Source organism: Vibrio mytili (assembly GCF_049563345.1).
In the GTDB taxonomy this organism is placed as follows: domain Bacteria; phylum Pseudomonadota; class Gammaproteobacteria; order Enterobacterales; family Vibrionaceae; genus Vibrio; species Vibrio mytili.
This window is the reverse complement of record NZ_CP110481.1, coordinates 2,317,554-2,331,532: the sequence shown is the minus strand read 5'-3', so window position 1 is coordinate 2,331,532 and position 13,979 is coordinate 2,317,554. Positions and strand designations below refer to the sequence as shown.

General features: G+C 44.5%; 14 protein-coding genes. 5 read left to right on the top strand and 9 right to left on the bottom strand.

What is annotated here, in order from left to right; genetic code table 11:
* Positions 1 to 137 precede the first annotated feature (137 nt).
* The gene (gene lpdA / locus ONE56_RS10615) at positions 138 to 1,565 is read left to right on the top strand and encodes a dihydrolipoyl dehydrogenase (RefSeq protein WP_041155618.1); all 1,428 of its coding nucleotides are present in this window, start codon (positions 138 to 140) and stop codon (positions 1,563 to 1,565) included.
* A gap of 300 nt (positions 1,566 to 1,865) precedes the next feature.
* Here the strand turns inward: lpdA and ONE56_RS10610 are convergent, their stop codons facing one another.
* On the bottom strand, positions 1,866 to 2,489 hold the full coding sequence (locus ONE56_RS10610; protein WP_041155617.1) for a LuxR/HapR/OpaR family quorum-sensing transcriptional regulator: 624 nt from the start codon (positions 2,487 to 2,489) through the stop codon (positions 1,866 to 1,868).
* Positions 2,490 to 2,825: 336 nt separating this feature from the next.
* On the opposite strand from ONE56_RS10610, the gene hpt reads away from it, so the two are divergent.
* A complete protein-coding gene (gene hpt, locus ONE56_RS10605; protein WP_041155616.1) occupies positions 2,826 to 3,356 on the top strand; it encodes a hypoxanthine phosphoribosyltransferase in 531 nt (176 codons plus the stop codon).
* 76 nt (positions 3,357 to 3,432) lie between these two features.
* On the opposite strand, the gene can is transcribed toward hpt, so the two are convergent.
* A complete protein-coding gene (gene can, locus ONE56_RS10600) occupies positions 3,433 to 4,101 on the bottom strand; it encodes a carbonate dehydratase (protein WP_041155615.1) in 669 nt (222 codons plus the stop codon).
* Positions 4,102 to 4,373: 272 nt separating this feature from the next.
* Here can and ONE56_RS10595 point away from each other — a divergent pair, with 272 nt between their 5' ends.
* From ONE56_RS10595 to ONE56_RS10585, 3 genes are all read left to right on the top strand, one after another.
* The gene (locus tag ONE56_RS10595; RefSeq protein ID WP_423839840.1) at positions 4,374 to 6,044 is read left to right on the top strand and encodes a SulP family inorganic anion transporter; all 1,671 of its coding nucleotides are present in this window, start codon (positions 4,374 to 4,376) and stop codon (positions 6,042 to 6,044) included.
* Between the two features lie 232 nt (positions 6,045 to 6,276).
* Positions 6,277 to 7,194 (top strand): ABC transporter ATP-binding protein, encoded by a 918-nt coding sequence (locus ONE56_RS10590; RefSeq protein WP_331438465.1) that lies wholly within the window; start codon positions 6,277 to 6,279, stop codon positions 7,192 to 7,194.
* Positions 7,195 to 7,965, top strand: coding sequence for an ABC transporter permease (locus ONE56_RS10585; protein WP_041155612.1), 771 nt, complete (start codon positions 7,195 to 7,197; stop codon positions 7,963 to 7,965).
* A gap of 75 nt (positions 7,966 to 8,040) precedes the next feature.
* On the opposite strand, the gene panC is transcribed toward ONE56_RS10585, so the two are convergent.
* From panC to sfsA, 7 genes are all read right to left on the bottom strand, one after another.
* Entirely contained in the window at positions 8,041 to 8,949 is a 909-nt protein-coding gene (gene panC / locus ONE56_RS10580) for a pantoate--beta-alanine ligase (protein ID WP_041155611.1), read from the bottom strand.
* Between the two features lie 12 nt (positions 8,950 to 8,961).
* Entirely contained in the window at positions 8,962 to 9,756 is a 795-nt protein-coding gene (gene panB / locus ONE56_RS10575; protein WP_041155610.1) for a 3-methyl-2-oxobutanoate hydroxymethyltransferase, read from the bottom strand.
* A 24-nt stretch (positions 9,757 to 9,780) separates the two neighbouring features.
* Positions 9,781 to 10,266: a 2-amino-4-hydroxy-6-hydroxymethyldihydropteridine diphosphokinase gene (gene folK / locus ONE56_RS10570; RefSeq protein ID WP_423839839.1), complete on the bottom strand. Its 486-nt coding sequence runs from the start codon at positions 10,264 to 10,266 to the stop codon at positions 9,781 to 9,783.
* Positions 10,263 to 11,630 (bottom strand): polynucleotide adenylyltransferase PcnB, encoded by a 1,368-nt coding sequence (pcnB, locus tag ONE56_RS10565; protein WP_331438462.1) that lies wholly within the window; start codon positions 11,628 to 11,630, stop codon positions 10,263 to 10,265. The genes folK and pcnB overlap by 4 nt, the downstream gene beginning before the upstream one ends.
* A 101-nt stretch (positions 11,631 to 11,731) precedes the next feature.
* Positions 11,732 to 12,595 carry a tRNA glutamyl-Q(34) synthetase GluQRS gene (gluQRS, locus tag ONE56_RS10560; RefSeq protein ID WP_423839838.1) on the bottom strand — a complete coding sequence of 288 codons (864 nt, stop codon included), beginning with the start codon at positions 12,593 to 12,595 and terminating at the stop codon, positions 11,732 to 11,734.
* Between the two features lie 69 nt (positions 12,596 to 12,664).
* A complete protein-coding gene (dksA, locus tag ONE56_RS10555; protein WP_041155607.1) occupies positions 12,665 to 13,111 on the bottom strand; it encodes an RNA polymerase-binding protein DksA in 447 nt (148 codons plus the stop codon).
* 136 nt (positions 13,112 to 13,247) lie between these two features.
* Positions 13,248 to 13,964: a DNA/RNA nuclease SfsA gene (gene sfsA, locus ONE56_RS10550; RefSeq protein ID WP_041155641.1), complete on the bottom strand. Its 717-nt coding sequence runs from the start codon at positions 13,962 to 13,964 to the stop codon at positions 13,248 to 13,250.
* Positions 13,965 to 13,979 lie beyond the last annotated feature (15 nt).

Sequence of the window (13,979 nt, the reverse complement as noted above, 5' to 3'; positions counted from 1 at the left end):
ATTGATTTACTTTTCACGCCATTAACATCTCTGTAAACTGTTAGCGGTCTGAAAGTCACTGTTTAAAAATCTTACTTAAACAAAAAGAATCAAAATACTACTCAGCCTGTTAGGGATAATGACTACAAGAGGTCAAAATGAGCAAAGAAATTAAAGCCCAAGTTGTTGTACTTGGTTCTGGTCCTGCTGGTTACTCCGCTGCATTCCGTTGTGCGGATTTAGGTCTTGAAACCGTACTTGTTGAACGCTACAGCACGCTTGGCGGTGTATGTCTGAATGTGGGTTGTATCCCATCAAAAGCACTTCTTCACGTTTCTAAAGTCATTGAAGAAGCCAAAGCGATGGCTGAGCACGGTGTTGTGTTTGGCGAACCGCAAACTGACATCAGCAAGATCCGTATCTGGAAAGAAAAAGTTGTAAACCAACTGACAGGTGGTCTTGGTGGCATGGCTAAAATGCGTAACGTCACGGTTGTGAACGGTTACGGTAAGTTTACTGGCCCTAACTCTATCCTTGTAGAAGGTGAAGGTGAGTCCACGGTTGTTAACTTTGACAACGCAATTGTTGCTGCGGGTTCTCGTCCAATCAAACTTCCATTTATCCCGCATGAAGACCCACGTATCTGGGATTCTACTGACGCTCTTGAACTAAAAGAAGTGCCAGAAAAGCTGCTCATCATGGGTGGTGGTATCATCGGTCTAGAAATGGGTACGGTATACCAATCTCTAGGTTCTAAAGTTGAAGTTGTTGAAATGTTTGACCAGGTAATCCCTGCGGCAGACAAAGATATCGTTAAGGTTTTCACTAAGCGAATCAAAGACAAGTTCAAGCTGATGCTAGAAACAAAAGTAACAGCAGTTGAAGCGAAAGAAGACGGTATCTACGTTTCAATGGAAGGCAAAAAAGCACCTGCTGAAGCAGAACGCTATGATGCTGTACTAGTTGCTATCGGTCGTGTACCAAACGGTAAGCTAATCGACGGTGAAAAAGCGGGTCTGGAAATCGACGAGCGCGGCTTCATCAACGTTGATAAGCAAATGCGTACTAACGTACCTCACATCTTTGCTATCGGTGATGTTGTTGGTCAACCAATGCTTGCACACAAAGGTGTGCATGAAGGCCATGTTGCAGCGGAAGTTATCTCTGGTAAGAAGCACTACTTCGACCCTAAAGTTATCCCTTCAATCGCGTACACTGAGCCAGAAGTGGCTTGGGTTGGTAAGACTGAAAAAGAAGCGAAAGAAGAAGGCATCAAGTACGAAGTGGCAACATTCCCATGGGCAGCATCAGGTCGTGCAATCGCATCTGACTGTGCAGACGGTATGACTAAGCTAATCTTCGACAAAGAAACGCATCGCGTAATCGGTGGTGCTATCGTTGGTACTAACGGTGGTGAACTACTTGGCGAAATCGGTCTTGCGATCGAGATGGGTTGTGATGCAGAAGATATCGCTCTGACTATCCACGCTCACCCAACTCTTCACGAGTCTGTTGGTCTAGCTGCTGAAGTATTTGAAGGCTCTATCACTGACCTTCCAAACAAAAAAGCAGTTAAGAAGAAGTAATCTTTCTTACTGATTTATTACTAAAAACCGCTGAGCATTCAGCGGTTTTTTTGTTTACTGCTACTAATACCAGTCGTCGTAAATAACTGGTCATTCTAGCTTGTTAAAATATTCGATAACTTCATTGCAATTTTTGATTGTAGAATAACTACTTACCGAAAAATTGCGCCTTGTTCTCAAGCATTTTTCCTACGCTATTTCTGATCACTTATTTACTGTGATTGGTATAAAAACGCCCACCAAATGGTGGGCGTTGTCATTTCTTATAAACCGGTGAGGTCAGATTAACTAGAGTGAGTCCTAGTTTTCACCTCGGTAAATACACAGCATATTCAGATATGAATTGGTGAGTGTTTTAAGTTCAGCTTCACTTTTTTCACCTTTAAAGCGGTTTGCTTGAACGAACAGTGAGTAACAAATACCGTGGAACAGGTTGGTCAAGTGTTCAGGATCGTGTTGATCGCACACTTCGCCTGCTTCAATGGCTTTGATAAACATGTTCTTGATCAGCAGTTGATTAGTATGGTTTGTTGAAACAAACAGTGGCCATACTTCATCACGAGTCGAAGCGCTCCATTCAAACCATACTTTCAACCAAGAGCAATCCTGCTTAACCAGGTCGAGCATCGCATTAGTTATGTTGGAGATATTTTCTCGGGCGCCTAAGTCTAAATCGATATTATCTGACAAAAAGTTCGAAAACTGACGTACGACGTGGTTCAACACTTCATCGACTAAATCTTCTCGAGTAGGGAAATAGTTGAATACAGTAGCAACAGATACTTGCGCGATTTCAGCGATATCTGCGTGACCTCCGCGGCCAATACCACGACGAGCAAACACTTCTAATGAGATTTCCATTAGCTGTTGCTTGCGTTTTATTGGGGACAGCCTAGTTCTGGGTCTCTTTGCAATTGAGTCCATAATTAATTTTCCTTGCCAATTGAGTTATGTTGGGGATTTTCCCCTAATTTATTTTTATAGTTGCGTGTCGCAATGTTGAAGACATGCATGTCGCAATAATGAGTGTACTGGTGCATATCATTGAGGTCAACAGCTGTTCTCGGGTTTATAGACAGTTATGTCATTATCAGTCTTACGTTTATTCCGAGATAGGTAAAATCTCGACGAAGATCCAATATTGGATGCAACAGCATCCGACTTTTAACCCTATTAGCAGGGTGGTACACTACAGGCCGTAAAATTAGGTAATCGTTTGAGTACGACTTGCCTCAACCCACAAAATTAAATGAGTACAGTATGAAACATACAGTAGAAGTCATGATTTCTGAGCAAGAAGTTCAGGAACGAGTTCGTGAATTGGGTAAGCAAATTACAGAACGCTATCAAGGCAGTGAAGACCTTGTTTTAGTCGGATTGCTGCGTGGTTCATTTGTATTTATGGCCGACTTAGCTCGTGCTATTGAACTGACTCACCAAGTGGATTTTATGACCGCATCTAGCTACGGCAATACGATGGAAAGTTCGCGTGATGTTCGTATCCTGAAAGACTTAGATGATGACATTAAAGGTAAAGATATACTGCTGGTTGAAGATATTATCGATACGGGGAATACTCTGAACAAAATTCGTGAAATTTTGTCATTACGTGAGCCTAAGTCTATCGCCATTTGTACGTTGCTGGATAAACCATCTCGACGCGAAGTCAATGTGCCTGTGGATTGGATCGGTTTTGAAATTCCAGATGAGTTTGTTGTCGGTGTTGGTATTGACTATGCTCAGAAATACCGTCATTTACCGTTCATCGGTAAAGTCGTCCCTCAAGAGTAATGACTCATTAAAGTTAGAGTGATAAAAACGCCCATTTAAAAATGGGCGTTTTTTGTTGAAGCAATGGTGAAATTAATTAACGACACAAAAGCTTGTATTCAGGGTTTAAAATACTGGTTAGCGCTTCTTTATGGGACTCTTCAACGGTGTCTTTAGAGTTCGAACGTATACCAAGGTATTCTAAACGGCCATCTTCAATTCCGTAAACGACACCATGCACTTCAACGTCTTGTCCACGTTCCCATGCACCTTGCATTATGGTTGAGTTGCCGAGATTGTACACTTGTTCCGCGACATTCAGTTCACCGAGTTTATCGGCGCGATCGACTAATGGCATCTCGTCCAAGTAGGTGCGGTATTTAAAATAGATATCCCGGATGTGCAGTAACCAGTTGTTAATCAGTCCTAGTTGAGGGTTGTCGATTGCAGCATTCACACCACCACAACCGTAGTGTCCACAAACAATAATGTGTTTTACTTTGAGCACATCCACCGCGTACTGCACCACTGATAAGCAGTTAAGATCGGTGTGGATGACCTGGTTAGCGACGTTACGATGGACAAATAACTCTCCTGAAAAAAGCCCAGTTAGTCTTTCTGCAGGCACACGACTATCGGAACATCCAATCCATAGAAAGTCTGGTTTTTGCCCTTGCGCGAGCTTGGTGAAGTATTCGGGACGGTCGGATTTGATTTCTTCTGACCATTTCGAATTATTTTCAAATAATTGTTTAATTTCCGGCATTTTGCAAACTACTTCCCTTCAAGAACAAAATCACTGCAAACATTCAAGCTCACCATGTCATAACTATACACAATGTTACAATTTCGAGCTCGTTAAATATGCGTCAGAACGTACTCATCTGACTTGTTTTTTCTTTGAAGTTCGTACAATTGACCCAATTGCTGGCTGATATGCAGTAAGACTTACTGTATTTAAGGTTTAATTTTTAACATCTCAGGTTAGAGTATTAACAATTTTGTTTTTACTTTTTTACTCATGCAGGGAGAGCAACATTGTTCGGTAGTCGTTTTGATCATATTAATCTGAAAGGGGATATATTTGGAGGCGTTACGACGGCCATAATATCTCTTCCTTTGGCTTTGGCCTTTGGTGTGGCCTCTGGCGCAGGCGCTGAAGCTGGTCTGTGGGGCGCTATCATGGTCGGTTTTTTTGCGTCGTTGTTTGGTGGATCAAATACGCTGATATCCGAACCAACCGGACCAATGACGGTGATCATGACGGCTGTATTGACCAGTATGATGGCTAAGTACCCCGAGAGCGGTATGGCCATGTCATTTACCGTGGTAATGATGGCGGGGGCTTTCCAGATTTTACTCGGTACTTTGAAGCTAGGAAAATACGTCACTTTAATGCCCTATAGCGTTATCTCTGGATTTATGTCCGGAATTGGTGTCATCCTTATTATTCTTCAGCTATCTCCCTTGTTGGGACACGCGGCCCCTGCTGGTGGCGTTTTAGGGACGTTGTCCGCGCTCCCAGAGACCATTTCTAACTTACACTTCAGTGAGTTGTTTTTAGGCTTACTGACGCTAGGGATTCTGTTTTTCTTCCCGAAGCAATATCGTAAATACGTCCCTGCACAATTAGTCGCTCTGGTGGTGGTGACTTTGTTGTCGGTGATGGTTTTTGATGTTGATGACATTCGTCGCATCGGTGAAATTCCGGCTGGATTACCTTCTTTAGTCGCGCCACAGATAAACCCAGAAATATTTGTCGAAATGGTTATTGATGCGCTGGTACTGGGGACTTTAGGTTGTATCGATACATTGCTCACAGCCGTGATTGGGGATTCATTAACGCGTAAAGAACACGATTCTGATAAAGAGCTAAGAGGTCAGGGGTTGGCGAATATGATTTCTGGTTTGTTTGGCGCGTTACCTGGTGCCGGTGCAACCATGGGGACGGTGACTAATATCCAAGTTGGTGCGCGTTCGCCGTTGTCTGGGGTTGTCCGTGCATTGATGCTGGCGTTGGTTGTGCTTGTCGCTGGTGGTTTGACCGAACCTATTCCTATGGCGGTTCTGGCGGGAATTGCCGTCTACGTCGGTTTTAATATCCTTGACTGGAGCTTTATTCAACGTGCCCATAAAGTCAGCTTTTCTGGTATGGCAATCATGTATGGTGTCATGTTGCTCACGGTGTTTGTCGATCTGATTGTCGCCGTCGGGTTAGGGGTCTTCATTTCTAATATTATTATCATTGAACGTTTAAGTCGGGAACAAGCTCGTCAAGTCAAGGCCATCAGTGATGCTGATGAAGATGATGTACCGCTAACCGACAGTGAAAGAGGGTTGTTAGATCAAGCGAATGGCAAGGTACTATTTTTCTACCTTTCTGGTCCCATGATATTCAGTGTGTCCAAAGCGATTTCTCGTCAGCATTCCAGCATTTCTGATTACGAGGTAATGATTCTCGATCTGACCGATGTTCCTATGATCGATGTGACCGTCGGCTTGGCACTAGAAAATGCGATCAAAGATGCGTTGGACGCGAAATGTCAGGTGTATTTGCTGTGCCCAAATCAGCGAACGCGTGAACAGTTGGAAAAGTTTCACGTCATTGATTTGGTACCTGACGCCAACATTTATCAATTCCGTTATGAAGCGCTGAATTCGGCGGTGAAGTATGTTGAATCAAACCAATACCAGCGTATTACCGCCTAAGTGGTAATACCATATATGGTATAAGCAATTATCTCACTACTAGCAGATCAAGCGAATGAAACTCTCCTGGTCGTTGTATTTCTAATATGACGGTCAGGTTTGATTGTAATCATCGTTATTCAACGATAAACTAATGCGACTTCAGTCCAATACTCATGGAGCGTTATAGAACACAACACTTCCTCATCAGTATTGTTACTCTCCATTCATCAACAGACGGCAACCATTACGCATGTACGCATTAGAAATTGATCAGCTACGCAAGACGTACGCTGGCGGCTTTGAGGCGTTAAAAGGTATCAGCCTGCAAGTTAAAAAAGGCGACTTTTACGCACTTCTTGGTCCAAACGGAGCGGGAAAATCCACCACTATAGGGATTATCGCTTCGCTAGTTAATAAGACTTCCGGAACCGTTAAGGTTTTTGGATACAATATTGATACTGATCTTGAATTAGCGAAACAGCACTTAGGTCTAGTACCACAAGAGTTCAACTTCAATCAGTTTGAAACCGTTGAACAGATTGTGATGCAACAAGCCGGCTATTACGGCGTATCAAAAAGTTTAGCCAAAGAACGAGCAGAAAAGTACCTGAAGAAGCTAGATTTGTGGGAGAAGCGCCAGGAGCGCGCACGTAACTTATCGGGGGGCATGAAGCGTCGCTTGATGATCGCCCGAGCCTTGATGCATGAGCCTAAGTTACTGATCCTCGATGAGCCAACAGCGGGGGTAGATATAGAACTGCGCCGCTCAATGTGGGATTTCCTAAAAGAGATTAATCAGCAGCAGGGCATTACCATTATTCTGACCACGCACTACTTGGAAGAAGCTGAAATGCTGTGCCGCAATATCGGTATCATCAATCACGGTGAGCTGATTGAAAATACCACAATGAAAGCGTTACTTGGCAAGTTGAGTGTTGAGACGTTTATTCTTGATGTTGAGTGTGATGGCGAAGTCCCTGAACTGACTGGTGTGAATCGCCAAAGTTGGTTGGAAGGCTCGCTTGAGATTGAGCTGGAGAAGAGCCAAGGGTTGAATTCCGTCTTTACTCAGCTTACAGAGCAGGGGATTAAAGTGTTGTCGATGCGCAACAAAGCCAACCGTTTGGAAGAGCTGTTTGTCAGTATCGTGAGAGAAGGGAGTAAGTAAATGTACCAATTATATTGGACTGCATTTCGCAGTTTATTGGGTAAAGAAATCAATCGTTTTACTCGAATTTGGGTACAAACCTTAGTGCCACCTGCGATAACGATGACGCTGTATTTCATTATTTTTGGTAACTTGATTGGTTCCCGAATTGGTGAAATGAACGGTTTTAGCTATATGGAATATATTGTACCGGGCTTGATCATGATGTCGGTGATCACCAACTCTTATTCCAATGTCGCGTCTTCCTTTTTTAGTGCCAAGTTGCAAAAAAACATCGAAGAGCTTTTGGTAGCACCTGTTCCGAATTACGTGATTATCGCAGGCTATGTGATGGGCGGTGTGACTCGAGGTTTGCTGGTAGGCGCATTGGTGACTTGTGTCTCTTTGTTGTTTGTCGATCTGCAAGTTGAGCACTGGGGTATCATTGTTGCCACAGTATTCATGACATCGGTGGTGTTTGCTCTAGGGGGACTAATTAATGCCGTATACGCGAAGACGTTTGATGATATCTCGATTATTCCGACGTTTGTGTTAACACCACTGACGTACTTAGGAGGGGTGTTTTACTCCATCAGTTTACTGCCAGAGTTTTGGCAGGGCGTGTCGAAAGTGAATCCGATTGTTTATATGGTCAACGCATTCCGCTACGGATTTCTTGGTGTGTCTGATGTCGGTATTGTGACTTCTTTTAGTGTTCTATTCGTATTTGTTTTGGGACTCTATGCACTGGCACATTATTTGGTGACCAAGGGCATTGGACTGCGTTCGTAACGTATGTTTGTTAAAACGCTTCCTTAAAAAGTAAAAAGGTCGACTTCGTGTCGACCTTTTTAATGCTACCCTAAATTACGCTTCATTGGGCGCGTCTTCTGAATCGCTTGATTCAGTCTCTTCCTTGGCTTCTGCTGCTAAATCAACAGTTTGGTTGTCAATTAAGCGTGCTTTTCCTAGGAATGCAGACATTAAGATCACGACTTGTGTTGTTTCTTCCGTGATGGCTTGTAATGAGTGAGCATCACGGATGAAGATTTCGTCCGGCTGTAAATCTGCCGCACGTAGTTGATCACTCGCATCTTCAATAATCGACGCATAGTCGATACGACCACCGCGAATCGCGCTGCTGATCCAACGCATGGTGCGCGCCAGTACAGGGGCACGTTGACGCTCATCCAACGTCAGCAAGCCGTTACGCGAGCTCATTGCTAGTCCGTCCATTTCACGTACGGTTGGCACCCCAATGATGGCAATATCCATGGCTAAGTCATCGACCATTTTGCGGATGATAGCAAGTTGTTGGAAGTCTTTTTCACCAAAACAAGCGAAGTCTGGTTGAACGATATTGAACAACTTGTTGACGATGGTCGTGACACCTCGGAAGTGACCCGGGCGCGATGCGCCTTCTAATATCGTTGATAAACCTGGTACATCCACGTAGGTTTGTTTGTCTAATCCTTTTGGATACATCATTTCCGGAGTCGGAGTAAATACCCAGTCTACCTCTTCAGCACTCAGTTTACTCAGATCGTCCTCTAGCGTGCGTGGGTAGTTGTCTAAATCGTCCGCACGATCAAACTGCATTGGGTTGACGAAAATACTGACCACAACAATATCTGCGTATTCACGGGCCTTGCGCACAAGCGTTAAGTGGCCTTCATGCAGGTTACCCATAGTTGGAACCAACGCAATGCTGCGACCTTGGCGCTTATTGGTTTTTACGAGATCACGAACCGATGAGATTTCCGCGAGAGTTTGCATGCGTTTATCCTTTTAGGCAATGGTATGTGCGTCGTCTGGGAATACACCGCTAGCGACATCTTCCATGTATTTCGCTACGGCTTTACGCATATCACCTGTTTCAGCAAGAAAGTTTTTAGAAAATTTTGGCATGTAGTTGGCAGAAATGCCGAACATATCATGCATTACAAGGATTTGCCCATCCGTCACGTTACCCGCACCGATACCAATGACTGGCACGTCGAGAACTTGAGTAATGCGTTCTGCAAGTTCTGCCGGGACACATTCTAACAAGATAATTTGTGCACCCGCTTCTTGTAGAGCAATGGCATCTTTGATCATTCGGTCTGCTTTTTCTTGCTCACGCCCCTGCACTTTATAGCCACCAAAAATGTTGACAGACTGTGGGGTGAGGCCCAGATGGGCACAAACTGGAACCGCGCGTTCTGTTAACATTTTAACCGTATCGACTAGCCAGTCACCACCTTCAATTTTGACCATATTCGCACCAGCACGCACGATCTTAGCTGCATTTTCACAAGCTTGCTCTGGGGTGGCATAGCTCATGAAGGGCATATCTGACATCAATAAGCAGTTAGGGCTTCCCGCACGCACACAGCGAGTGTGATACACAATATCTTCAACCGTGACGGGCAGGGTATCGTTTTCCCCTTGTAACACCATACCGAGAGAGTCACCGACAAGAAGAACGGGCATCTCTTGGCTTTCAAAAAGCTGTGCAAAGCTAGCATCATAAGCGGTTGAAGTGGCAAATTTACGACCTTCTTGCTTCCACTTAATTAGGTCGTTGATGGTTATTTTTTTCATTGTTTTATCCTTACTAGGAGTTGGCTATGACTGCCAAATTCTGAGGCCATTTCTGTCGACTTGTTTCAGTAGTTCAGAGACCTCTGTCCCATCAGGGAGTTGTAAACTTGGTGCAATTTCCGCAAGAGGGTAGAGCACAAACTCGCGCTCTTTCATTCCATAATGAGGAACAATCAGCCTCTCGGAATTGATCACCTCATTGCCATAAAGGATGATGTCGAGATCTAAGGTTCTTGGACCCCAACGCTCATCTTTACGGACACGCCCTTGTTCTTGCTCAATCGCTTGAGTGCAATTAAGCAGCGCAATAGGCGTTAAACGAGTATGAATCGCCACCACCGCATTAATATAATCCGGTTGATTTTGTGGCCCCATTGGTGTGCTGCTGTAGAGCGCAGACGCTTTAATAAACTCTGAGTCAGGCAATGCTTTGAGCGCTTCTATCGCTTGCTGAGTCTGGTTGACAGGATCTGCCAAATTACTGCCTACTGCAATATACGCGGTGATCATGACGCTGGTTTACTCTTCTTTTTACGGAAGGTTTTACGGCGGCGTTGCCCCGATTTAGGTGCTTGGCTATCTAAGTCTGAGGCCATCGCTTGGCGCATTTCTCGACCCGCATTTTGGAACGTCTTCCACCACTTGGCTAACTCTTGAGTCTCTCCACCTTCGATTTCACCACGCATTTCTAAGAAGTCGTAACCGGCACGGAATTTATTAAGCTCCATTAGACGGAATGCGCGTTTGCCATTGCGCTTTGGTAGGCGCAATTGCAGTTGCCAAATCTCACGAATAGTGGCGGTATGACGTCGAGGAATAGCAATGGTACGCACTTGTTCATCAAGAATGATGTTGCTCGCTTCCATAATGGCATCATAGTGACCAAGGTTACGTTCTGACATCAGTGTTTCCGCTTTTGCACACAATGGGTACCACAACATTGCTGCAAACATAAACGCAGGGTTAATGCGTTTACCATCTTCAATTCTTAAATCGGTCGAATCGAGAGCGAGATCCAGCATTTGCTCAGTATGCGATGAATAGTCTTCGGTAAAGTGCTCAGCAATGATCGGAAATAGCTGTTGGAATAGATTGTATTCACGCAATAAGTGATAAGTTTCTAAACCGTTACCTGACTGAAGCAGCTTCAGAGACTCTTCGAAAAGGCGTGCAGATGGAATTTCACGCAGCAGCGGTGACATCGGTTCAATCGGTGCAGCGGTGTCTTCTTCAATATCAAAGTCCAGTTTCACTGCAAAACGAATGGCGCGTAGCATTCGTACCGGATCTTCACGGTAACGCGTTTCAGGATCGCCAATCAGGCGAATTAAACGGTCTTCTAAATCTTCAATACCGCGCGCGTAGTCGTGAATAGAGTAATCTGCGATGTTGTAGTACATCGAGTTAATCGTGAAGTCTCGTCGCTCTGCGTCTTCATCAATGGTGCCGTAGACGTTGTCACGCAATAGCATGCCGTCTTTAGACTGCTGAGAAATGCTCTTGTTCTTTTGCTCTTGATGATGACCTCGGAAGGTCGCAACTTCAATGATGTCTCGGCCAAACATAATGTGTGCCAGACGGAAGCGACGGCCGATTAGGCGGCAGTTTCTAAACAGTTGCTTAATCTGCTCCGGCGTTGCATTCGTGGCAATATCAAAGTCTTTTGGTTTCTGCCCTAGTAGTAAGTCTCGAACCCCGCCACCCACAAGAAAAGCATCGAAACCAGCACCATTTAGGCGGTACAGGACTTTCAGCGCATTGTCACTGATCTGTTTACGCGAAATGTTGTGCTCTTCACGAGTTATTACATTGAGAGCGAGCTCTGGGATTGTGGCAGGTTCGCTTGGTGTATAGTCGTTTGTATTCATTTGCATCTGGCAATAACTGGGTTTAATCCAATTTTGCTTTGGTTAGTTTTGGTGCCCTTAGGGCGGATTTTGCGGCTAATGATAGCTTACGTAGTCCCATTTGAGAATCATGCTGTGATCTCGATCGCTGCTGGCAGTTGTTCTAAACGCCAATTTTTACAGCCCCAACGTAGAATTTCTTCAATATCGCCCGCGCTTATTTCTGTAGGTATATCAAAGCCTAAGAAGATCATTGCGTTCAATAGTGTTGGTTTCGGGTTATCGATATCAATAGCCGTCGCGTGATTTTGTTTCGACAATTTATTGCCGTTGTTATCCATCGCCAAGGGTAAATGTAAGTAGCTTACCTCCGGCTGACCAAGGGTTCGGTACAAACTGATCTGACGCCCTGTCGGTTCGATTAAGTCTGCACCTCGAACGACTTCTGTCACACCTTGGTCGATGTCATCCAATACTACCGCAAGATTATAGGCAAATAAGCCATCACGGCGCTTAATAATGAAATCTTCATTTACCAGTTGCTCTGGAATGAGCATCAGTCCATGTTTTTGATCGAAGAAACTGGCGACAGGTTGGGTCATTTTTAGACGAATCGCGCCTTGTTTCAAGTTTTTATCTCGGCAAGTCCCTGGATAAAAGCCGCCATGTTGTTTGATCTGCTTACGTGTGCATTGACAATAGTAGGCGTCCCCATTGGTTAACCAAGTATCAATTTGCGCTTGGTACAAAGGATGGCGTTGGCTCTGATAAACCACTTCGCCATCCCAATGTAAATGGTAGGCTTTCAGCGCGTCAAGGATTGCTCCCGCGGCTCCAGGCATTTCTCTTGGTGGATCGAGGTCTTCCATACGGACCAACCAAAGACCGTTGTTTGCTTTTGCCTGAAAGTAACTACCAAGAGCTGCCACAAGGGAGCCAAAATGTAAGGGGCCGGAAGGAGATGGAGCGAATCGGCCAACATAGCGTGTCATGCGTGTATACCCAGATAAGCTAAAACAAAAAGGGAGCATGAGCTCCCTTTTATTGAAATGTTTGCTTGATTAACCTTGCATCTGTCTTTCTTTGATTTCTGCAAGTGTTTTACAGTCAATACAAAGGTCTGCAGTTGGGCGAGCTTCAAGACGACGAACGCCGATCTCTACGCCACAAGATTCACAAAAGCCAAAATCATCTTCTTTAATTTTGTCTAATGTTTTTTCAATCTTCTTGATCAAACGGCGTTCGCGGTCGCGGTTACGCAATTCTAAGCTGAACTCTTCCTCTTGAGAGGCGCGGTCAACAGGATCTGGGAAGTTTGCTGCTTCATCCTGCATGTGGTGAACCGTACGATCTACTTCAGCTCTTAGTTGATCACGCCAAGCTGTTAGAATAGTCGTAAAGTGTTTCACCTGTTCTGGTGACATGTACTCTTCACCAGGTTTTTCCTGATATGGTTCCACGCCTGCAATGGCTAGGATGCCTATCGTTTTTTTCTTTGATTCTGGCATACAGCATCTCCTACTTACACCCAGTCAACTGCTATGCAGTTAATTTAAGGCGGGTATCTATAGCAAAAAGAGGCGGTGCTGGCAAATACTGAATCGCAAAGTTATCGTCATTGTGAACACGACATCATTTTTTCTCTTAACTGATAAAATCAATAGCGGAAAGCAGCTTAATTTCAGTATTGCTTAGTTCGGCTTTGTAACACAGAACTTCCACTCCAGCGTCTTGTGCTTGGTTGAGTAATTGTGAATATTTGGCGTCTATATGGTGTGCCGAGGACACTTTTTCAATACCTGAATGTAAAACAGTGAATAAAAGTATGGCTCTATTCCCGTTTTGTGCCATTTCTGTGAGCTCTCTTAAATGTTTTTGACCTCGGGTCGTGACGGCATCAGGGAAGTATCCTTGTCCTTGCTCGTTTGACTCATCGAGAAGAGTGACGCTTTTCACTTCTATATAGCACCTTGGTTTATTTTTTTCGCTGAGCAAGATATCAATTCGACTATTTTCATTGCCATATTTGACTTCTGTTTGAAGTTCGTCATAGCCACAAAGCTCTGAAATTACGCCATTTTCAATCGCTTCCACGGCAAGTTGGTTCGCGCGGGCGGTATTCACGCAGATACGGTGCCCTTGAGAGGTTTCGGTTAACTCCCAGCTGTTTGGGTATTTTCGCTTAGGATTGTCAGACGTAGAGTACCAGACTCTGTTTCCTGGCGTCGCACACCCGGTCATGGCGCCCGTATTGGCACAATGTATGGTTCTGATCTCGCCATTATCGAGTTCGATATCGGCCAAGAATCGTTTGTAACGTTTGAGCAGAGTCGCTGACTCTAAAGACGGTTTAAAATGCATTTTGCTTAATTTAAT